The following is a 20,000-nucleotide window of genomic DNA, read 5'->3' on the forward strand; positions in this document are numbered from 1 at the left end:
GCCGGCAAGCCGGCTCCTTGCAAAACCCTCCCGCAAACCTCCCACAACCCTGTGCTAATATCGCGCCCCTGTTCATTTTGTATGTGGGTTGCTCCATGAAGTTGTCCATGCCGCGATTCGATCAAGCCCCTGTCTTGGTGGTCGGCGATGTCATGCTCGACCGTTACTGGCATGGTGGTACCTCACGGATTTCCCCTGAGGCGCCGGTGCCGGTCGTCAAGGTCGAGCAAATCGAAGACCGTCCAGGTGGCGCTGCCAACGTTGCCCTCAATATTGCCGCGCTCGGCGCCCCGGCCTCGCTGGTCGGCGTGACCGGCGACGACGAAGCCGCCGACAGCCTGGCCAACAGCCTGCGCGGTGCTGGCGTGCGTGCGCAGTTCCAGCGCATTGCCCATCAGCCGACCATCGTCAAGCTGCGGGTGATGAGCCGTCACCAGCAATTGCTGCGTATCGATTTTGAAGAACCCTTCGCCACCGACGCCCTGGCCTTGAGTGGTCAGGTCGATCAGTTGCTGGAAGGCATCAAGGTGCTGGTGTTGTCCGACTACGGTAAAGGCGCCTTGAAAAACCACCAGGAACTGATCCAGGCCGCCAAGGCCCGGGGCATTCCGGTATTGGCCGATCCCAAGGGCAAGGACTTTTCGATTTATCGCGGAGCCAGCCTGATTACGCCGAATCTCAGCGAATTCGAAGCCATCGTCGGCGGTTGCGCCGATGAGCACGATCTGGTGACCAAGGGCGCGACGCTGATGGCCGACCTCGACCTCGGCGCCTTGCTGGTGACCCGCGGCGAGCACGGCATGACCCTGCTGCGCCCCGGCCACCCGGCAATGCACTTGCCGGCACGTGCCCGTGAAGTATTCGACGTCACCGGCGCCGGCGACACCGTGATTTCTACCCTGGCGGCCTCGATTGCCGCCGGTGAAGAACTGCCCCACGCCGTGGCCCTGGCCAACCTGGCGGCGGGCATCGTGGTGGGCAAGTTGGGTACTGCTGCCATCAGCGCACCTGAATTGCGCCGTGCGATCCAGCGCTCCGAAGGCTCGGAGCGGGGCGTGCTGACTATCGAACAATTGCTGCTGGCGATTGACGATGCCCGCGCCCACAACGAAAGCATTGTGTTCACCAACGGTTGTTTCGACATCCTGCACGCCGGCCATGTGACCTACCTGGAACAGGCGCGTGCCCAGGGGGATCGACTGATTGTCGCGGTCAATGACGATGCGTCGGTCAGCCGCCTGAAAGGCCCTGGCCGTCCGATCAACAGTGTCGACCGGCGCATGGCGGTGCTGGCGGGGCTGGGCGCGGTGGACTGGGTGATCAGCTTCCCTGAAGCGACCCCGGAAAACCTGCTGGCCCAGGTCAAGCCGGACGTGCTGGTCAAGGGCGGCGACTACTCTGTCGACCAGGTCGTGGGGGCGGACATCGTCAGCGCCTACGGTGGCAAGGTCAAGGTGCTGGGCCTGGTCGAGAACAGCTCGACCACCGCCATTGTCGAGAAGATCCGCAACAATGAGTAAGCAGGTTCTTGTCACCGGCGGCGCGGGGTTTATCGGCTCGCACCTGGTCGATGCGCTGCTCGCCAAAGGCTACGGCGTGCGGGTACTGGATAACCTCTCCACCGGCAAGCGCAGTAACTTGCCGTTGGACAATCCGCGCGTCGAACTGCTGGAAGGTGATGTGGCCGATGCCGAGTGGGTCGCCCGTGCCGCTGTCGGCGCAGCGGCGGTGGTGCATCTGGCAGCGGTGGCCTCGGTGCAGGCCTCGGTGGATGACCCGGTCAGCACGCACCAGAGCAATTTCGTCGGCACCCTGAATGTGTGCGAAGCCATGCGCAAGGCCGGCGTCAAGCGTGTGGTGTATGCCTCCAGCGCTGCGGTATATGGCAACAATGGCGAAGGGGCTTCGATCGACGAAGAGACCACCAAGGCGCCGCTCACGCCCTATGCGTCCGACAAGTTGGCCGGCGAGCACTACTTCGATTTCTACCGTCGCCAGCATGGCCTGGAGCCGGTGATCTTCCGTTTCTTCAATATCTTCGGGCCACGGCAGGACCCGTCATCGCCGTATTCCGGCGTGATCAGTATCTTCAGCGAGCGCGTGCAACAGGGCGTGCCGATTGCCGTGTTTGGCGATGGCGAGCAAACCCGCGACTTCATGTACGTGGGGGACCTGGTGGATTTGCTGGTGCAGGCTATTGAAGCGCCTGAAGCTCCGCTGGGCGCAATCAATGTCGGCTGGAACCGCACCACCACGCTCAAGGATGTGCTGCGGGCCTTGGAAGACATCGTCGGCAAGCTGCCGGCGGTGACTTACGGGCCGGCACGCTCCGGCGATATCCGGCATTCGCGGGCGAACAACCAGCGGTTGCTGGCGAGCTTCACACTGCCGGAGCCCACGCCGTTGAAGGTGGGCCTGGAGCGCTTGCTCAAAGGCTGAACGCCATCGCTGTGGGAGCTGGCTTGCGTCAGGCCTTGGTTTTTTTCTTCGGCACGATCTTGCGCAGCACCCGCTGGGCCAGGCGTTTCAATTTCGACTCTTTCTCAGGCTCTGCCAGACCTTGCTGGCGCAGCCAATCCTTCCAGCGAATCCGCTCCTCACGAACCAGCCAGCCTTCCTGCTGGGCGAAGCTCTCCGCCAGGTACAAGCCTCGCGTGCTCGCCGGATACAACTGGTCTTTCTTGACGGTGTACAACTCAGCCTGGGGCTGGCCGTCTTTCAATGGCATCAGGTACAGGTCCGGGCGTTGACGGTCGAGGCGGGCGACCAGTTGGTCGCCTTCGAGGCGTTCGTCCACATGGAACAGGCTCAGGGATTTGGCTTCCTTGGGTACTTCCAGGCGCAGGTCGTAGATCAATTGCAGCGATGCCGTGGGCAGGTGCACGTAGGCGCGCGGGCGTTCGATCAGTTGGGTGGTGGCGCAGCGCACCGGGCGAGCCGCGCCGGACAGCGGGCTGAGGCGAAAGGGCAGGGCTTCGCGGTAATGCAGGGCGGCGGAGTAGGGGGCCGGCAGCCAGGTGTCGTTGAAGCGCCCGCCGAGCCAGCCTTCCGGCGTCTCCAGCAGGCATTCTTCGGCAATTTCCTGGATGGCGGTGTGCAGCGGCAGGTTCAGCTCATGGGCGGGCACGTAGCCTGAGATCAGCTTGAGTACCACGTCGCCACGGTCCTGGCGGCGCTGGCGCACCAGCACCCAGTAATCCTTGTTTTGCCAATGCAGGGTCAGGCGCACCGACACGCCGAGGTTGGCCAGTTCCAGGGCGAAACGTTCGGGGTCTGCCACCTCCACCGGCTTGCGCCGTTGCAGGGTCTGGGCAAAGTTGAGCGGCATGCCGACGCTCTGGTAGCTCAGGCCTTCGGGGGTGGCTTCGACGTGCAGCGGCAGTGTCTTGAAGTTGCTGGGGTTTTTTCTTATGAGCGTTCGCGGCATGTCGGCTCCTTCTTGCGACGGGGTCGGCCGCGTCGGCGGCATCAGAGTTGACGAATGACCTGGGCAGCGGTCGCCACGTTATGGGCCAGGTGCAGCGGATTAATGGTCCCGACAATAGCACTGGCAACGCCTGTTTGCGCAAACAACAACATGAAACTGGCGCGAATTGGATCCATTCCCGGCTCCAGGCAGGCGTGGCCGCTGGCCAAGGCCTTTTTCACCAGGATGCCCTTGCCATGGGCCGCCGCATATTCAATGACGGCTTTCTCGGCCTGTTCGTTCAGATTGTAGGTGACCATCGCGCAATCGCCCTGTTCCAGAGCCTTCACGCCGCCCTCGACGGTCTTGCCGGAAAAGCCGAAACCACGGATCTTGCCTTCCTGTTTCAGCGCCGCCAGGGTCTGGTAGACCTCGCAGTCATTGAGGATATGCAGGTCGTTACCGTCGGAGTGCACCAGCACCAGGTCGATAAAATCGGTTTCAAGTCGTTTCAAGCTGCGCTCGATCGACATCCGGGTGTGGGCCGCGCTGAAGTCGTGGCTGGACGCGCCATTCTCGAATTCTTCGCCGACTTTGCTGACGATCACCCAGTCTTTGCGCTGGCCCCGCAGCAGCGGCCCCAGACGTTCTTCGCTCATGCCATAGGCCGGCGCGGTGTCGATCAGGTTGATGCCCAGTTCACGGGCCTGGCGCAACAGCATGCGGGCCTCGTCGTCGCCGGGGATCTGGAAGCCGCTGGGGTATTTCACCCCTTGGTCGCGGCCCAGCTTGACGGTGCCCAGGCCCAGGGGTGATACCAGCAGGCCAGTGCTGCCCAGGGGGCGGTGCAGGTCGTGCAGGGTGGGCAGGCTCATGGCAACAGTTGCTCCCAGGCAGGCACGCCGATGGCGGGTCTTGGCAGGTCGGGCAGCGGCTCGCCGACACTTGGGCGGATGCCGTCACGCTCCAGGCTGTTGATCACCCGATCGGCGAAGTCTGGTGCCAGGGCCAATTTGGTCGGCCAGCCCACCAGCAGACGGCCTTGCTCGGCGATGAAGGCGTTGTCGGGCCGGGTCAGGCCCGATTGCAGGGGCTCCGCGCGGTCGACGCGCAGGGTCGCCCATTGGGTCTGGCTCATGTCGATCCAGGGCAGCAACTGCGCCAGCTCTTTTTGCGCCGTAGCAATCTGTTCCTGCGGGGTGCGCGCCACACCATCGGCTTCGGCAATATCGCCGCCCATGTACCACACCCAGTTGCCATCGGCCGCCGGGTGAGTGGTAACGGTAATGCGCGGTTTGGTGCCGCCGCCCAGGCAGTGGGCATACAGCGGCTTCAGGCCGGGCCCTTTGGCGATGATCATATGCAATGGGCGTTTTTGCATGGCCGGCTGGCTGATGCCCAGCGCGGTCAGCAGATCCGCCGTACCTGCGCCGGCACTCAACACGATGCGCTGGGCGCGGATCTCGCGACTGTCCACCTTCAAGCCCACCAACGTGTCGCCTTCCAACAAAGGTTCGATGTGCTGGCCGGCGAGCAAACCATCGCCGGCCAGTTGGGCCAGGCGTTCGATCAGGCTCGGTACATCGACGACCAACTCGGCAAGGCGGTAGACCTTGCCCTTGAAGCGGCGGTCTTGCAGCGCTGGGGGCAAATCGTCGCCCTTGACCTGATCAACACGGCCACGCACGGCCTTGCTGGCGAAAAAACTAGTGAGGTTGCCGGCGAGCGTGCCGGGGGACCACAGGTAATGCGCCTCGGACAACAAGCGTACGCCGCGCAGGTCCAGCTCACCGCTACCCGCCAGTGCTTCGCGCCAGCGACGCGGCATGTCGGCAATGGCTTCGGACGCGCCGGTGATCGCGCCGTGCAGGGCGTACTTAGCACCACCGTGAATGATCCCCTGGGACTTCACGCTCTGCCCACCACCCAAGGTGGCGTTTTCCACCACTACCGTGGAAAACCCCTGGCGGCGCAGGCGCGCATTCAGCCAGAGGCCGGCAACCCCGGCGCCGACAATCAGAACGTCGGTGGAAATAACGGATGGCATGGGCGACCTCAGTGTTCAAGACAAGAGGCGCAGTATACAGGCTGTTGAGGAGTGGTCAGTGCCCGGCGGTTTTCGAGAACAGCTGGATCACCACCACGCCCAGCACAATCAGGCCCATCCCCAGCATCGCCGGGATATCCAGCTTTTGCCCGTAGATGAACAACGCCGCGATGCTGACCATCACAATGCCCATTCCAGCCCACACCGCGTAGGCCACGCCCACCGGTACGGTGCGCACCACCAGCGTCAGCATCCAGAACGCCACGCCGTAGCCGACGATCACCAGCAGCAGTGGGATAGGCGTGCTCCAGCCCTTGATGGCTTTCATGGAAACGGTGGCGATCACTTCCGAGCAGATGGCGATAGCCAGATAGCAGTAGGCGGCGTTCATGGGGCAGTCCTCGGATAAAGCGGTCAGTTAAGGCTGGCATTTTAGAGTTATGTCAGATGGGGTAAAGTCATTACCTATCCGAATCAAAGATGGGTTGAGCCATGAGCGTACAGTGGGATCTGGAACGGATGCGTTTGTTTGTCAGCGTCGCCGAGCAGCGTTCGTTTTCGGCGGTGGCGCGCCAGCAGCGCAAGGCTCAATCGGCGGTCAGCAATGGGATTGCCATGCTGGAGGCGGACCTGGGCGTCAGCCTGTTCGAGCGTAGCAGCGGCCGCCAGCCCCGGCTGACCGAAGCCGGCAGTGTGTTGCTGGAAGAAGCGCGCGAAGTGCTGCGCCAGTGCGAGCGACTCAATGGCCGGGCACTGTCATTGACCCGTGGTGAAGAGGCCTGCCTGCGCCTGGCCCAGGATGAAGCCATGCTGTTCCAGCCAGTGCTCGATAGTCTTGAGGCACTGGCCGGGCAGTACCCGTTGTTGGAGGTACAGTTGTCCAGCGCGGCCCAGGGTGATGTGGCGCGCAAGCTGGTGGAGCGCAAGGCTGACCTGGGCCTGCTGTTCTATCACGACCAGATCCCTGAAGCCCTGGAGCGGCGCGTGGTCGGCAGCGTGGAGATGGTCACGGTGTGCGGTGTGAATCACCCGCTGGCCAAGCAAACCTATGTAACGTGCCAGCACCTGGCGCAGTTCCGCCAGTTGCTGATGTCGACCCAGACCAGTGTCTACCCCGGCAGCGAAGCCGCCAGCCCGCTGGTGTGGCGCGCCGACAGTTTCTACGTGCTGGCCGAATGGCTGATGAGTGGCCTGGGCTGGGCCTGGTTGCCGCGGCATATCGTGCAATACCCGACCTACCAGCAACAGATGGTCGAACTGGACAGCGAATGGACGCCGCCGGCCCTGGTGGTCGAGCTGGTCTGGCGGCGCGACGAACATCTGGGGCCGGCAGCGCGCTTCCTGGCCAAACGATTTGCCGAGTGCTTGCAGGCGATCGACTGAAAAAGCCGATAAACTCCGCCGCCATGAATAGAACTCTCTACAGCTGTCTGTTTTACCTGGCGCTGCCCTTGGTGGCTTTACGTCTGTGGCTGCGCGCGCGCAAGGCGCCGGCCTATGCCAAGCGCGTCGGCGAGCGCTTCTCCTATGGCTTGCCGGTGATGCGGCCGGGTGGGATCTGGGTGCACGCCGTGTCGGTGGGCGAAAGCATTGCCGCTGCGCCTATGGTGCGCGGGTTGCTGGAGCGTTATCCGACGCTGCCGATCACCGTCACCTGCATGACGCCGACCGGTTCCGAGCGTATCCAGGCGTTGTTCGCCAATGAACCGCGAATCCAGCACTGCTACTTGCCGTATGACTTGCCGTGCGCGGCCAAGCGTTTTCTTGATCGTGTACAGCCCAAGCTCGCGGTGATCATGGAAACCGAGCTGTGGCCCAATCATATCCACGCCTGCGCCCGGCGCGGGATTCCGGTGGCATTGGCCAATGCGCGGTTGTCGGCGCGTTCGGCCAAGGGCTATGGGCGCTTTGCCAGGCTGACGGCGCCGATGTTGGCCGAAATGAGCCTGTTCGCTGTGCAGACGCAAGCCGAAGCGCAGCGCTTCCTGGATTTGGGGGCTCGGCCGGAAACCGTCGAAGTCACCGGCTCGATCAAGTTCGACCTGACCATCGACCCCCAGTTGCCGGTGCGCGCCGCCGCGTTGCGCGCGCAATGGGGTGCCAGCGAGCGTCCGGTGTGGATCGCAGCGAGTACCCATGAAGGTGAAGATGAGGTGGTGCTGGCCGCCCATCGCCGACTGCTCGACAGCTACCCCAACGCTCTGCTGATTCTGGTGCCGCGCCATCAGGAGCGCTTCGGCCCGATGTTCGCATTGTGCGAGCAGCAGGGTTTTGCCACGGTGCGTCGCTCCAGTGGCGAACCCGTCACCGCGAACACGTCGGTACTGCTCGGCGACACCATGGGCGAGTTGCTGTTTCTCTACGCCTTGGCCGATAGCGCGTTCGTAGGCGGCAGCCTGGTGGCGACCGGTGGGCACAACCCACTGGAACCGGCGGCGCTGGCCTTGCCGGTGATCATGGGGCCACATGTGTTCAACTTCCTCGAAATCACCGCGATGATGCGTGAAGCCGGGGCGTTGCGCGCGGTGGACGACGCAGAAGGGTTGGCCGAAGCCGTGCGCCAGTTGTTCGAACTGCCGCAGGATGCGCGCAAGATGGCGCAGGCGGGGCTCAGGGTGATGCAGGCCAACCAGGGCGCGTTGAAGCGTTTACTGGATGGCCTGGGTCGACTGCTGGCTAACTGAATCAGCACCTGACTCAATGTGGGAGGGGGGTTGCAGTGGATTCAGTTGCCGGGGCGGGCCTTGAGCTGCTCGGCGGCAGCCTTGGCCAGGTCCGGCGGCAGGAAGTCGCGGTCCGGGTTGTAGTCAGCCTTGAGGTAGCGCGCCAGGTCCTGCAGGTCTCCCGGGTTCAAGGTGCCGGCCGCCTGCTTCAGGCGCAGGTTGTCGAGGATGTAGTCGTAGCGGCTGTTGTTGTAGTTGCGCACCGACGCGTAGAGCTGGCGCTGTGAGTCGAGCACGTCGACGATATTGCGCGTCCCCACCTGATAGCCGATTTCCGTGGCTTCCACCGCGCTCTGGTTGGAGATGATCGACTGGCGGCGCGCCTGTACCTGCTCCACGTCGGTGTTCACCGCGCGGTGCAGGTTGCGGGTGTTTTCCACCACCTGGCGGCGCAGGCCTTCGCGCTGCTGCTCGGTCTGGCCCAGGCGCGAGTAGGACTCACGCACCTGCGAGCTGGTCAGCCCGCCGCTGTAGATCGGGATGCTCAGGCGCAGGCCAATGGTGCGCTGTTCCACATCACCCCGGTACGGGGTGCCGAAGGCGTTCGGGTTGCTGAAACCGAGGGCGTCATTGTCGCCTTTCTCATATTGCGCCACGGCGTCCAGGGTTGGCGCGTGACCGGCCTTGCGCTGCTTGAGGGTTTCTTCGGCGGCAGTGACCGCGTAGTTGCTGGCCAGCAGGTTCAGGTTCTGGCGGCCGGCGGTTTCGACCCAGGCCTTGGCGTCGTTCGGCAGCGGCGGCAGCACCGGCAGCGTGTGGACGATGCCCTGGATCGAGTTGTACTGGCGGTTGGTCAGGGTGATCAGCGCTTCGAACGCATCCTCGACCTGGCGCTGGGCCAGGATGCGGTTGGCGCGGGCGGTGTCGTAGCTGGCCTGGGATTGCAGCACGTCGGTCTTGTCCGACAGGCCCACGTCAAAGCGCTCGTTGGACTGGTCCAGCTGGCGTTTGAACGCGTTTTCTTCGGCCTTGGTCGAGGCCAGGTTGTCCTGGGCGCGCAGCACGGCAAAATAGCTTTCGGCGCTTTGCAGGATCAGGTTCTGTTCGGTGGCCGACAGTTGCAATGCCGCCTGCTCATTGGTGGCCTCGGCGGCTTGCAGCTGGAACCAGCGGTCGGCACGGAACAGCGGCTGGCTCAGGGTGGCGCGCCAGGAGTGCGCATCGCGGTTGGCGGTAGCGGCCGGGGTGTCGATCTGGGTGCGCACGTTGTTGATATCGGCACCGCCGGTCAGGTTCGGCAGCAGGCCGGCGCGGGCCTGGGGCACCACTTCCTTTTGCGCGCCGTACTGGGCACGGGCGGCGGCCAGGTCGGCGTTGTTGTCCACCGCTTCCTGGTAGACGCTGACCAGGTCGGTTTTGGCGGACAAGGGCGCTTCAGCTGCCCAGACCATTCCGTTGGTCGCACAAGACACGGCAAAAGCCAGTGAAAGTTTGCGCAGCATGAGGCGATCCCTAGTTTGAATATTACGATGATAATTTAGCGCCCAAGGCTAAGGCCGGCCATTCCTGGCGTCAAGCATTGTGGCGGCAACCGAGTGTAGTGGTGCTGACTCGGCGCAACAATCCCGCAATCACGCCATTCATCACGCTGAATGCACCGCCATTGGCAATTTGCCCACGGCATGGTCTAGACTGGCCGCGTTCTTGTCGGGGTGCCTTGTTGGAAGGCTGAGATCGGTAAATACCGGATCCCGTTGAACCTGATCAGGTTAGCGCCTGCGTAGGGAACAAGATTTCTCGTCACCCGGCGAGTCCTCTTGTGCTTCGTCCGGGATGTTGTTCGACAATCGAACAGCCTCGTGCGCCAAGCACAGCACTGGTTCCAGTGCGTCCGTCCGTCACAGGTTCGCTCCGACAATAATCCACCGCCTGGATATTGGAGCCCGTGATGACTACAAAATTAAAAAATACCGTGCATTTGAGTGAGTCGGCCAAAGTCGACTCCGGCTCCGTGCAGCCCTTTACCCGCTCGCAGAAGATCTACGTAGAAGGCACTCGCCCGGACATCCGTGTACCGATGCGACAAATCAGCCTGGACGTCACCCCCACCGATTTCGGCGGTGAGATCAACGCGCCGGTTACCGTGTATGACACCTCCGGCCCCTACACCGACCCCAACGTGATCATCGATGTGCGCAAAGGCCTGGGCGATGTGCGCTCGCCGTGGATCGAAGCGCGTGGCGACACCGAGCGCCTGCCGGGCCTCAGCTCGCACTTCGGCCAACAGCGCCTCAGCGACGCCGAGTTGACCGCGTTGCGCTTCGCCCATGTGAAGAACCCGCGTCGTGCCAAGGCCGGCGCCAACGTCACCCAGATGCACTACGCGCGCAAAGGCATCATCACCGCCGAGATGGAATACGTCGCCATCCGCGAAAACATGAAGCTCGAAGAAGCCCGCGCCAGTGGCCTGCTCGACCAGCAGCACGCCGGCCACAGCTTTGGCGCCAGCGTGCCGAAGATCATCACCCCCGAATTCGTGCGCGAAGAAATCGCCCGCGGCCGCGCGATCATCCCGGCCAACATCAACCACACCGAACTGGAACCGATGATCATCGGCCGTAACTTCCTGGTGAAGATCAACGGCAACATCGGCAACAGCGCCCTGGGTTCGTCCATCGAAGAAGAAGTGGCCAAACTGACCTGGGGCATTCGCTGGGGCTCGGACACGGTGATGGACCTGTCCACCGGCAAACATATTCATGAAACCCGCGAATGGATCATCCGCAATTCGCCGGTGCCGATCGGCACCGTGCCGATCTACCAGGCCCTGGAAAAAGTCGGCGGCGCCGCCGAGGACCTGACCTGGGAGCTGTTCCGCGACACCCTGATCGAACAGGCCGAGCAGGGCGTCGACTACTTCACCATCCACGCCGGCGTGTTGCTGCGCTACGTGCCGCTGACCGCCAAGCGCGTCACCGGCATCGTGTCTCGTGGCGGCTCGATCATGGCCAAGTGGTGCCTGGCGCACCACAAAGAGAACTTCACCTACACGCATTTCGACGAAATCTGCGAAATCATGAAGGCCTACGACGTCAGCTTCTCCCTCGGCGATGGCCTGCGCCCGGGTTCGATTGCCGACGCCAACGACGCCGCGCAATTCGGTGAGCTGGAAACCTTGGGCGAACTGACCAAGACCGCCTGGAAGCACGACGTGCAAACCATGATCGAAGGCCCTGGCCACGTGCCGATGCAGTTGATCAAGGAGAACATGGACAAGCAGCTCGAGTGCTGCGACGAAGCGCCGTTCTACACCCTCGGCCCGCTGACCACCGACATCGCGCCAGGCTACGACCACATCACCTCCGGCATCGGCGCGGCGATGATCGGCTGGTTCGGTTGCGCCATGCTCTGCTACGTCACGCCCAAGGAACACCTGGGCCTGCCGAACAAGGATGACGTGAAGACCGGGATCATCACCTACAAGATCGCCGCCCACGCGGCGGACCTCGCCAAAGGTCATCCGGGCGCGCAGATCCGCGATAACGCCTTGAGCAAGGCGCGTTTCGAGTTCCGCTGGGAAGACCAGTTCAACCTTGGCCTTGACCCCGACACCGCGCGTTCCTATCACGACGAAACCCTGCCGAAGGACTCGGCCAAGGTCGCGCACTTCTGCTCGATGTGCGGGCCGAAGTTCTGCTCGATGAAGATCACCCAGGAAGTGCGTGAGTACGCGGCCAACCAGCGCATTGAAGCGGTGGACGTGGATGTGGCCAAGGGCCTGGCCGAGCAGGCGGAGCGGTTCAAGCAGGAAGGCAGTCAGCTCTACAAAAAGGTCTGATTCGAGATCGTAGGCGCCTGTACCGGCCTTATCGGGGGCAAGCCCCCTCCCACATTACTCAAATTGTGGGAGGGGGCTTGCCCCCGATAGCGATCCGACAAACAACAAATGTTCCTCAGAGATAACCCCCTTGAGCATTCAACCGAGTACTTACTCCCCCGATATCGCAGTGCCGAGCGACAAAAGAGTCTTCGGCGCCCGCGACCTGTTCTCCCTGTGGTTCTCCCTCGGCATCGGCCTGATGGTCCTGCAGACCGGCGCCTTGCTGGCGCCGGGCCTGGGCTTGTCCGGTTCGTTGCTGGCGATTTCCCTTGGCACCCTGGTCGGCGTCCTGCTGCTGGCCGCCGTCGGCGTCATCGGCAGCGATACCGGCCTGTCCGCCATGGCCGCGCTCAAGCTCAGCCTGGGTGCCAAGGGCGCCAGCCTGCCGGCGTTGCTCAACCTGCTGCAACTGATCGGCTGGGGCTCGTTCGAAATCATCGTGATGCGTGACGCCGCGAGCCTGTTGGGCGCGCGGGCATTCAGCGACGGCAGCCTGTTGGCCAGCCCATTGCTGTGGACGCTGTTCTTCGGCGGTCTGGCGACCTTGCTGGCGGTCAGCGGTCCACTGACGTTTGTGCGTCAGGTCCTGCGCAAATGGGGTATCTGGCTGCTGCTCGCCGCCTGCCTGTGGCTGACCTGGAACCTGTTCGCCAAAGCCGACCTCGCCGCACTCTGGGCCAACGCCGGTGACAGTTCGATGCCGTTCGGCGGTGGGCTTTGATATCGCGATTGCCATGCCGCTGTCATGGCTGCCGCTGATTGCCGATTACTCACGCTTCGGCAAGCGCGCCAAAAACGTGTTCGGCGGCACGGCGCTGGGTTTCTTTATCGGTAATTTCTGGCTGATGAGCCTGGGCGTGGCCTACACCCTGGCGTTTGCGCCGAGCGGTGAGGTGAATGCGCTGTTGCTGGCGCTGGCCGGGGCTGGCCTGGGGATTCCGCTGCTGCTGATCCTGCTGGATGAGTCGGAAAATGCCTTTGCCGATATTCACTCGGCGGCGGTTTCCAGCGGCATGCTGTTGCGTTTGAAGGTGGAGCACCTGGCGTTGGCCATCGGCGTGATCTGCACGCTTATCGCCTGCTTTGCACCGTTGGCGCAATACCAGAACTTCCTGTTGCTGATCGGCTCGGTGTTCGCGCCGCTGTTCGGCGTGGTGCTGGTGGATCACTTTATCCTGCGTCGTCGTGGCCAGGGCGCTGTCGCCAACCTGCGTTGGCCGGCGCTGCTGGCTTGGCTGGGCGGCGTCGCGACGTATCACCTGTTGGCCAATCTTTATCCGGACATCGGCGCGACCCTGCCGGCGCTGGTGCTGGCAGGGCTGTTGCAGTTAATTCTGGCTAAAGCCTTCAGCGGCGTGCAGGCACCAGCTCAGGCTGGATGATGCCGTCCAGGCGTGAGTAGGGAATCTGCAATTCGACGTGGCCCAGGGCGTACGGCGCGATGGTGTTGGTAGGGTACTTGAGGATCACGCCCCCATAGGTCAGCGCCACGTTCGGGGTTTTCTGGAAGGGGTAGGTCTTCACATACTCCGGCTCCAGGCTCAGGCGGGTGCTGATCAGCCAGCTGTTGTGGGCCACCTGGGCGGCTTTCCAGAACGCATCTTCCTTGCCGGGCAGCAGCATGTCGGTCAGGGTCAGGGCCTTTTGCCGCTGGCGCGAATAGTTGATGAACGCACGGCCGGGCTCGCCGTGGGTGGCGCCCTGGTCCAGGTAGCTGGACAATTCGATGATCACCAAGCCGTCATGCTGTTCACGTACCTTGGCCTGCAAGTACATGCTGTTGCGTGGAGCGGCGGTTTTCAGGAATTGCTCGCGATAGGTCTCCAGGCTCGTCGGCAGGGGATCGCTTTGGGTCATTTCCAGCAGGCGCTGTTCAATCAATGCGTCCAGCTTGGGTTCCTTGGCAAAGTGCACGGTGTCGATATTCACCAGCGGGCAATCGGCGCTGGCGCAGCCCGGCTTGCTTTGCTCGGTGGCGTCGCGGGTGGCTTCCACCGGGGTTTTGTAACTCGGCTGGAACAGGCTCTGGCACGCGCCGAGGGTCAATGCGATGCAGGCCACGGAGGCGATTTTTAAAAGCGACATGTAAGTCCTTCGTCTATCGATAAGAGCGAAATTTGTGGAGCTTCGACTGCCAGCACGGCAGTCAGTTCGCCACTAAGCTGATTAGAGTGTGTTTGACGCCCGCCGTCTATCCCGGCAACTGGAAAGGGGCTGCATCCAGAGGCATGAGCGCGTTAGGATGGCGCCAATTGCGCAGGCTCAACGAGGAAGGGATATGACGGATTTTGCAAAATCGACGCCGAGCACAATCGAGATTGTTCAGCGCGACAATGCCTACCAGGGCTTCTACAAGCTTGATCGCGTGCAACTGCGCCACGAGAAGTTCGATGGCGGCATGAGCCGGGTGATCAACCGTGAAGTCTTTGTTCGTCATGATGCCGTGTGCGTGCTGCCCTACGACCCGCAGCGTGACGAAGTGGTGCTGATCGAGCAGTTCCGCGTCGGCGCCATGGGGCGTACCGACAACCCGTGGCTGGTAGAGATGGTCGCCGGCCTGATCGACAAGGATGAAGAGCCGGAGGAGGTTGCACACCGCGAAGCCGAGGAGGAAGCTGGGCTGACATTCTCCGCGCTGTGGCCGATCACCAAATATTTCCCGTCGCCCGGTGGCAGTACCGAATTTGTCCACTTGTACCTGGGCCGTTGCGACAGCTCGGGCGCGGGGGGCGTCCATGGATTGGAAGAAGAAGCTGAAGATATCCGCGTCACCGTGTGGGCCTTCGAAGATGCCCTGCAAGCGGTGCGCGACGGCAAAATTTCCAACGCAGCCAGCATTATCGCCCTGCAGTGGCTTGCGCTTAATCGCGCGGAAGTGAGGGGGTTATGGCAGTAAAGGCACGGGAACGTTATCGAGTCGACCTGATCGGGCTGCAAGCCGCCTGCGAGGCCAACTATGCGCGGCTGATGCGCCTGCTCCCCGACATGCGCCACGCCCCCGAGGCGCGGCGTATCGGCGTGACCCATGGCGACCAGATGCTCGGCGTGCTGGCCTTGGAAGTGATCGTCAACTGCCCGTACACCACCACCCTGCGCGTGCGCCAGGAGCACAGCCTGCCTTGGCTGCCGGTGCCGCAGCTGGAAGTGCAGGTGTACCACGACGCACGCATGGCCGAAGTGATCAGCGCCGAACATGCGCGGCGCTTTCGCAGCATCTATCCTTACCCCAACGTGTTCATGCACCAGCCCGACGAGAAAGCACAACTGAATGTGTTCCTCGGTGAATGGTTGAGCCACTGCCTGGCCCTGGGCCATGAGTTCGAAGCCGTGCGGTAGATGTGAACTGCGTCCGCTTCCTGGGTTTCCTCTTTGTGTCCTGCCCCAGCATAATCACGCCAAACGTCCATTCCTGCGATTGCCTTGGGAGAGCGCCTTGCCGAGCGTATCCACCGTGAGCCCCGATGCACCGGCCTTGCTGGTGCAACTGTCCGACAGCCACCTGTTTGCCGAGGCCGATGGCACGCTGTTGGGCATGAACACCCGTGACAGCCTGCAAAGGGTGATCGAGCTGGTGCGTGCGCAGCAGCCCCGGATCGACCTGCTATTGGCTACGGGGGATATTTCCCAGGACGGCACATTGGAGTCGTATCAGCAGTTTCGCGATATGACTGCGCCCATTGGCGCCCCGACGCGCTGGATTCCTGGCAATCACGACGAGCCGCAGATCATGGCCCACGCCGCCGTGCACAGCGACTTGCTGGAACCGGTGGTCGATATCGGCCATTGGCGTGTCACCCTGCTGGACTCCGCTGTACCCGGCTCTGTGCCCGGTTACTTGCAGGACAGCCAATTGCAACTGCTCGCCCAGGCCCTGAGCGAAGCGCCGAACCGTCACCATCTGGTGTGCTTCCACCATCATCCGGTGTCCATCGGTTGCGCCTGGATGGAACCCATTGGCCTGCGCAACCCGGAGGCCCTGTTTGCGGTGCTCGACCGTTTCCCGCAGGTGAGGGCGGTACTGTGGGGGCATGTGCACCAGGAAATCGACCACGAGCGCAACGGCGTGCGCCTGCTGGCGTCGCCGTCCACCTGCATCCAGTTCGCGCCGGGCAGCGAGGATTTCAAGGTCAGTGAACAGGCACCGGGCTACCGCTGGCTGCGCCTGCACGCCGACGGACGGTTGGAGACCGGGGTGGAGCGTGTCCAGGGCTTCGAATTTACCGTGGACTACGGCAGCAACGGCTATTGACTGTGGGATGGGGCTTGCCCCCGATGGCGGTGGATCAGTCACATCTAACAGTGCCTGACACTCCGCTATCGGGGGCAAGCCCACTCCCACATTGGATCTTCGGTGTATTGAGGGCTGAGGTCATCACACACGGCTTCGATCCCTGTAAACTGCGCCTCTTTGGCTGAGTCATGGAGAGCCCGGCATGTCCGCTTCGATCCTGTATATCCACGGTTTCAACAGCGCGCCGGCGTCCAACAAGGCCAGCCAGCTGATCACCGTGATGGACAACCTTGGCCTGGCCGGGCAACTGCGTGTACCGGCCCTGCATCACCATCCCCGTCAGGCGATTCCTCAACTGGAAGCCGCGATTGCCGAACTGGGTCGGCCACTGCTGGTCGGCAGCTCACTCGGCGGCTACTATGCAACCCATCTTGCCGAACGCCATGGCCTCAAGGCATTGCTGGTGAACCCGGCGGTCAGCCCCCATCGGATGTTCGACGGTTACCTGGGCACCCAGAAGAACCTCTACACCGATGAAACCTGGGAGCTGACCCACGACCACGTGACGGCCCTGGCCGAACTGGAAGTGCCGGCGCCCCAGGACGCCGCGCGGTATCAGGTGTGGTTGCAGACCGGGGATGAAACCCTGGATTATCGCCTCGCCCAGCAGTATTACCGGGCCTGTGCCTTGCGCATCCAGGCCGGCGGCGACCATGGTTACCAGGGTTTCGCCCGGCAATTACCGGCGATCTTGAGCTTTGCCGGTATTGGCGCAGATCAGTATCAATCCTTCGACTTTGCTGCACTGTAAAGTCGCAGGTCATTTTTTAATCGAACGACTCACGACGAGACCCCATGGCCACTCCCAGCGCTAGCTCTTATAACGCCGACGCCATCGAAGTCCTCTCGGGCCTCGACCCGGTGCGCAAACGCCCCGGCATGTACACCGACACCAGTCGGCCGAACCACCTTGCCCAGGAAGTCATCGACAACAGCGTCGACGAAGCCTTGGCCGGGCACGCCAAGTCGGTGCATGTCATTCTCCACGCTGACCACTCCCTGGAAGTGTCCGACGATGGTCGCGGCATGCCGGTGGACATCCACCCGGAAGAGGGGGTGCCGGGCGTCGAGCTGATCCTCACCAAGCTCCACGCGGGTGGCAAGTTCTCCAACAAGAACTACCAGTTTTCCGGTGGCCTGCACGGTGTGGGTATTTCCGTGGTCAACGCCCTGTCCACGCTGGTGCGGGTCAAGGTCAAGCGCGACGGCAACGAGTACCAGATGACCTTTGCCGATGGCTACAAAGCCACCGACCTGGAAGTGATCGGCACCGTTGGCAAGCGCAACACCGGCACCAGCGTGTACTTCGCGCCGGACCCGAAATACTTCGATTCGCCGAAATTCTCCATCAGCCGCCTCAAGCATGTGCTCAAGGCCAAGGCCGTGCTATGCCCGGGCCTGCTGGTGACCTTTGAAGACAAAGGCACCGGCGAGAAGGTCGAGTGGCATTACGAAGACGGCCTGCGTTCGTACCTGGAAGACTCCGTCAGCGACTTCGAGCGCCTGCCCAACGAGCCGTTCTGCGGCAGCCTGGCCGGTAATAAAGAGGCCGTGGACTGGGCGCTGCTGTGGTTGCCCGAGGGCGGCGATAGCGTGCAGGAAAGCTACGTCAACCTGATCCCTACGGCCCAGGGCGGCACCCACGTCAACGGCTTACGCCAGGGCCTGCTCGATGCCATGCGCGAATTCTGCGAATACCGCAGCCTGCTGCCACGCGGGGTGAAGCTGGCGCCGGAAGACGTGTGGGAGCGCATTGCGTTCGTGCTGTCGATGAAGATGCAGGAGCCGCAATTCTCCGGCCAGACCAAAGAGCGCCTGTCGTCCCGTGAAGCGGCGGCGTTTGTCTCTGGGGTGGTCAAGGATGCGTTCAGCCTGTGGCTCAATGAGCACCCTGAACTGGGCCTGGCCCTGGCTGAGCTGGCAATCAACAACGCCGGCCGTCGCTTGAAGGCCAGCAAGAAGGTCGAGCGCAAACGCATCACCCAGGGCCCGGCATTGCCCGGCAAACTGGCCGATTGCGCCGGGCAGGATCCGATGCGCTCCGAGCTGTTCCTGGTGGAAGGTGACTCCGCCGGCGGTTCCGCCAAGCAAGCGCGGGACAAGGAGTTCCAGGCGATCCTGCCGTTGCGCGGCAAGATCCTCAACACCTGGGAAGTCGATGGCAGCGAAGTCCTGGCCAGCCAGGAAGTGCACAACATCGCCGTGGCCATTGGGGTAGACCCGGGCGCGGCGGACATGAGCCAGTTGCGCTACGGCAAGATCTGCATCCTCGCCGACGCCGACTCCGACGGCCTGCACATCGCCACGCTGTTGTGCGCGCTGTTCGTCCAGCACTTCCGCCCGCTGGTGGATGCCGGCCACGTCTACGTCGCCATGCCGCCGCTGTACCGGATCGACCTGGGCAAAGAGATTTACTACGCCCTGGATGAAGCCGAGCGCGATGGCATCCTCGACCGCCTGGTGGCCGAGAAGAAGCGCGGCAAGCCACAGGTCACGCGATTCAAAGGCCTGGGTGAAATGAACCCGCCGCAACTGCGCGAAACCACCATGGACCCGAACACCCGGCGCCTGGTGCAGTTGACGCTGGGCGACGATTTCGCCGCCACCTCGGAAATGATGGACATGCTGCTGGCGAAGAAACGCGCGCCGGACCGCAAGTCCTGGCTGGAATCCAAAGGCAACCTGGCCGAGGTTCTGGGCTGATGCGCACAGGTTTCGCCCTGGCGATCCTGATGTTGAGCAGTTTGGCGGCCGCCCAGGTGGCTGCCGCGCCTGCGGCCGAGCTCAAGCTGGTGTCCGAACACCCGGTGGACGGCATGCGCGGCGGCAACCTGTCGGGCCTGGCGTTGTGCGGTAACGAGTTGTGGACGGTTTCCGATCGTGACGACGACCAGATCTACCGCCTGGATACAAGCGAGACGACTTGGAAGGCCGAAACCGTGAAGATCGACGTGCCGCCGGTGCCCGAGTCCGGCTTGCCCTGGGGGTTGCGTTCGCGCACCAAGGCAGCCTCGCTCATTCGCGGTGGCGACCTGGATTTTGAAGGTATCACCTGCGATGCCGCCGGTAACCGCTACATTGTCAGCGAAGCCCATGCGGCGGTGCTGCAAGTGCCGGTTACGGGGGCGCCGGACTGGTTGAGGATCGCACCGGGCATGGTGCGTGAGGCCCGGGCCAGCGGCCTGTTGCTGCACTTCAATGCATTGTTTGAAGGCCTGGCGATCAATCCTGAAGGCAATCAGATCTGGCTGGCGGCTGAGCGTGAACGGCGTGGCCTGATTTCCATCAAGCGTCCGCAAAGCCTCTGGGACTGCGATGGTCCGTGCGTGTTATTGAGCGAGGCGGGCACCGAGATGCAGCCTGCCCAGGTGCCCAAGGCCAAGGCGGTCGCCAGGAATTTTTCGGATGTGGCGCTGTTTCAGGGCAAATTGTTCACGCTCGAAAGCAGCCAATACCAGCTGTGCCGCCGCGATGCCGTCACAGGGGCTGTCGAGCAATGCTGGTCATTTGCTTCCGAGATGCTCACGCCGCAACGCCGATACGATCAGCCCTACGGCCTGGCCGAAGCGTTGGTGGTGGACGCCGATGGCGCCTGGATCGGTCTGGACAACAATTTCGGCCCACGTGCCGATGGTGAAAAACGCCCCATGGTCTATCGTTTTGCCGCCCCTGTGGGTGGCTGGAGCGCCAAGCCATGAGCCAACACTTTTTTG

Annotated in this window: 17 protein-coding genes, 1 pseudogene and 1 riboswitch; of the genes and pseudogenes, 12 read left to right on the plus strand and 6 right to left on the minus strand. The window is 62.8% G+C overall.

All coding sequences use genetic code 11. The features are described 5' to 3' along the window. The first annotated feature begins 95 nt into the window (after positions 1-95). Positions 96-1,520: a bifunctional D-glycero-beta-D-manno-heptose-7-phosphate kinase/D-glycero-beta-D-manno-heptose 1-phosphate adenylyltransferase HldE gene (hldE, locus tag AC3WP7_RS08905; protein WP_093513448.1), complete on the plus strand. Its 1,425-nt coding sequence runs from the start codon at positions 96-98 to the stop codon at positions 1,518-1,520. Continuing rightward, the gene (locus AC3WP7_RS08910) at positions 1,513-2,439 is read left to right on the plus strand and encodes an NAD-dependent epimerase/dehydratase family protein (protein ID WP_071492299.1); all 927 of its coding nucleotides are present in this window, start codon (positions 1,513-1,515) and stop codon (positions 2,437-2,439) included. Before hldE ends, AC3WP7_RS08910 begins: the two co-directional genes overlap by 8 nt. Before the next feature lie 28 nt (positions 2,440-2,467). Here AC3WP7_RS08910 and AC3WP7_RS08915 read toward each other — a convergent pair whose 3' ends face one another. From AC3WP7_RS08915 to AC3WP7_RS08930, 4 genes are read right to left on the minus strand one after another with little or no spacing between them, the layout of a single operon-like run. Beyond that, a complete protein-coding gene (locus tag AC3WP7_RS08915; protein WP_071492298.1) occupies positions 2,468-3,427 on the minus strand; it encodes a metal ABC transporter ATPase in 960 nt (319 codons plus the stop codon). Positions 3,428-3,468: 41 nt separating this feature from the next. Then, a complete protein-coding gene (locus AC3WP7_RS08920; protein WP_102591536.1) occupies positions 3,469-4,281 on the minus strand; it encodes an aldo/keto reductase in 813 nt (270 codons plus the stop codon). After that, entirely contained in the window at positions 4,278-5,453 is a 1,176-nt protein-coding gene (locus AC3WP7_RS08925; RefSeq protein ID WP_102591537.1) for an NAD(P)/FAD-dependent oxidoreductase, read from the minus strand. Before AC3WP7_RS08925 ends, AC3WP7_RS08920 begins: the two co-directional genes overlap by 4 nt. Before the next feature lie 55 nt (positions 5,454-5,508). Further along, positions 5,509-5,844: a DMT family transporter gene (locus tag AC3WP7_RS08930; protein WP_012721885.1), complete on the minus strand. Its 336-nt coding sequence runs from the start codon at positions 5,842-5,844 to the stop codon at positions 5,509-5,511. Between the two features lie 101 nt (positions 5,845-5,945). On the opposite strand from AC3WP7_RS08930, the gene AC3WP7_RS08935 reads away from it, so the two are divergent. Both AC3WP7_RS08935 and waaA read left to right on the plus strand, forming a co-directional pair. Then, positions 5,946-6,836, plus strand: a complete 891-nt coding sequence (locus tag AC3WP7_RS08935; protein WP_071492295.1) for a LysR family transcriptional regulator — start codon at positions 5,946-5,948, stop codon at positions 6,834-6,836. A gap of 23 nt (positions 6,837-6,859) precedes the next feature. Further along, the gene (waaA, locus tag AC3WP7_RS08940; protein ID WP_102591538.1) at positions 6,860-8,137 is read left to right on the plus strand and encodes a lipid IV(A) 3-deoxy-D-manno-octulosonic acid transferase; all 1,278 of its coding nucleotides are present in this window, start codon (positions 6,860-6,862) and stop codon (positions 8,135-8,137) included. Between the two features lie 41 nt (positions 8,138-8,178). Here waaA and AC3WP7_RS08945 read toward each other — a convergent pair whose 3' ends face one another. Then, entirely contained in the window at positions 8,179-9,618 is a 1,440-nt protein-coding gene (locus tag AC3WP7_RS08945; protein WP_071492293.1) for a TolC family outer membrane protein, read from the minus strand. 196 nt (positions 9,619-9,814) lie between these two features. Further along, a riboswitch (TPP riboswitch) is annotated at positions 9,815-9,920 on the plus strand. Positions 9,921-10,064: 144 nt separating this feature from the next. Here AC3WP7_RS08945 and thiC point away from each other — a divergent pair. Beyond that, on the plus strand, positions 10,065-11,954 hold the full coding sequence (thiC, locus tag AC3WP7_RS08950) for a phosphomethylpyrimidine synthase ThiC (RefSeq protein WP_071492292.1): 1,890 nt from the start codon (positions 10,065-10,067) through the stop codon (positions 11,952-11,954). 130 nt (positions 11,955-12,084) lie between these two features. Then, a pseudogene (cytX, locus tag AC3WP7_RS08955) lies at positions 12,085-13,378 on the plus strand (putative hydroxymethylpyrimidine transporter CytX). On the opposite strand, the gene AC3WP7_RS08960 reads toward cytX, so the two are convergent. Next, on the minus strand, positions 13,344-14,081 hold the full coding sequence (locus tag AC3WP7_RS08960; protein ID WP_092246590.1) for an RsiV family protein: 738 nt from the start codon (positions 14,079-14,081) through the stop codon (positions 13,344-13,346). The pseudogene cytX and the gene AC3WP7_RS08960 overlap by 35 nt on opposite strands. Positions 14,082-14,274: 193 nt before the next feature. Here AC3WP7_RS08960 and AC3WP7_RS08965 point away from each other — a divergent pair, with 193 nt between their 5' ends. From AC3WP7_RS08965 to AC3WP7_RS08990, 6 genes are all read left to right on the plus strand, one after another. Next, entirely contained in the window at positions 14,275-14,892 is a 618-nt protein-coding gene (locus AC3WP7_RS08965; RefSeq protein WP_058423483.1) for an NUDIX domain-containing protein, read from the plus strand. Next, positions 14,883-15,332, plus strand: coding sequence for a DUF1249 domain-containing protein (locus AC3WP7_RS08970; RefSeq protein WP_012721893.1), 450 nt, complete (start codon positions 14,883-14,885; stop codon positions 15,330-15,332). The genes AC3WP7_RS08965 and AC3WP7_RS08970 overlap by 10 nt, the downstream gene beginning before the upstream one ends. Positions 15,333-15,429: 97 nt before the next feature. Beyond that, positions 15,430-16,245, plus strand: coding sequence for a 3',5'-cyclic-AMP phosphodiesterase (gene cpdA / locus AC3WP7_RS08975; RefSeq protein WP_093513444.1), 816 nt, complete (start codon positions 15,430-15,432; stop codon positions 16,243-16,245). 184 nt (positions 16,246-16,429) lie between these two features. Then, positions 16,430-17,038, plus strand: coding sequence for a YqiA/YcfP family alpha/beta fold hydrolase (locus tag AC3WP7_RS08980; protein WP_071491694.1), 609 nt, complete (start codon positions 16,430-16,432; stop codon positions 17,036-17,038). A 44-nt stretch (positions 17,039-17,082) separates the two neighbouring features. Further along, on the plus strand, positions 17,083-18,990 hold the full coding sequence (parE, locus tag AC3WP7_RS08985; protein ID WP_071491693.1) for a DNA topoisomerase IV subunit B: 1,908 nt from the start codon (positions 17,083-17,085) through the stop codon (positions 18,988-18,990). Next, entirely contained in the window at positions 18,990-19,985 is a 996-nt protein-coding gene (locus AC3WP7_RS08990; protein WP_093121283.1) for an esterase-like activity of phytase family protein, read from the plus strand. Before parE ends, AC3WP7_RS08990 begins: the two co-directional genes overlap by 1 nt. Positions 19,986-20,000: the final 15 nt, after the last annotated feature.

This window comes from Pseudomonas sp. FW305-3-2-15-C-LB1, from assembly GCF_058787615.1.

Bases quoted from the DNA above. Each gene is read 5' to 3' on its own strand.
- hldE (WP_093513448.1), top strand. From the start codon at position 96: ATGAAGTTGTCCATGCCGCGATTCGATCAAGCCCCTGTCTTGGTGGTC.
- AC3WP7_RS08910 (WP_071492299.1), top strand. From the start codon at position 1,513: ATGAGTAAGCAGGTTCTTGTCACCGGCGGCGCGGGGTTTATCGGCTCG.
- AC3WP7_RS08915 (WP_071492298.1), bottom strand. From the start codon at position 3,427: ATGCCGCGAACGCTCATAAGAAAAAACCCCAGCAACTTCAAGACACTG.
- AC3WP7_RS08920 (WP_102591536.1), bottom strand. From the start codon at position 4,281: ATGAGCCTGCCCACCCTGCACGACCTGCACCGCCCCCTGGGCAGCACT.
- AC3WP7_RS08925 (WP_102591537.1), bottom strand. From the start codon at position 5,453: ATGCCATCCGTTATTTCCACCGACGTTCTGATTGTCGGCGCCGGGGTT.
- AC3WP7_RS08930 (WP_012721885.1), bottom strand. From the start codon at position 5,844: ATGAACGCCGCCTACTGCTATCTGGCTATCGCCATCTGCTCGGAAGTG.
- AC3WP7_RS08935 (WP_071492295.1), top strand. From the start codon at position 5,946: ATGAGCGTACAGTGGGATCTGGAACGGATGCGTTTGTTTGTCAGCGTC.
- waaA (WP_102591538.1), top strand. From the start codon at position 6,860: ATGAATAGAACTCTCTACAGCTGTCTGTTTTACCTGGCGCTGCCCTTG.
- AC3WP7_RS08945 (WP_071492293.1), bottom strand. From the start codon at position 9,618: ATGCTGCGCAAACTTTCACTGGCTTTTGCCGTGTCTTGTGCGACCAAC.
- thiC (WP_071492292.1), top strand. From the start codon at position 10,065: ATGACTACAAAATTAAAAAATACCGTGCATTTGAGTGAGTCGGCCAAA.
- AC3WP7_RS08960 (WP_092246590.1), bottom strand. From the start codon at position 14,081: ATGTCGCTTTTAAAAATCGCCTCCGTGGCCTGCATCGCATTGACCCTC.
- AC3WP7_RS08965 (WP_058423483.1), top strand. From the start codon at position 14,275: ATGACGGATTTTGCAAAATCGACGCCGAGCACAATCGAGATTGTTCAG.
- AC3WP7_RS08970 (WP_012721893.1), top strand. From the start codon at position 14,883: ATGGCAGTAAAGGCACGGGAACGTTATCGAGTCGACCTGATCGGGCTG.
- AC3WP7_RS08980 (WP_071491694.1), top strand. From the start codon at position 16,430: ATGTCCGCTTCGATCCTGTATATCCACGGTTTCAACAGCGCGCCGGCG.
- parE (WP_071491693.1), top strand. From the start codon at position 17,083: ATGGCCACTCCCAGCGCTAGCTCTTATAACGCCGACGCCATCGAAGTC.
- AC3WP7_RS08990 (WP_093121283.1), top strand. From the start codon at position 18,990: ATGCGCACAGGTTTCGCCCTGGCGATCCTGATGTTGAGCAGTTTGGCG.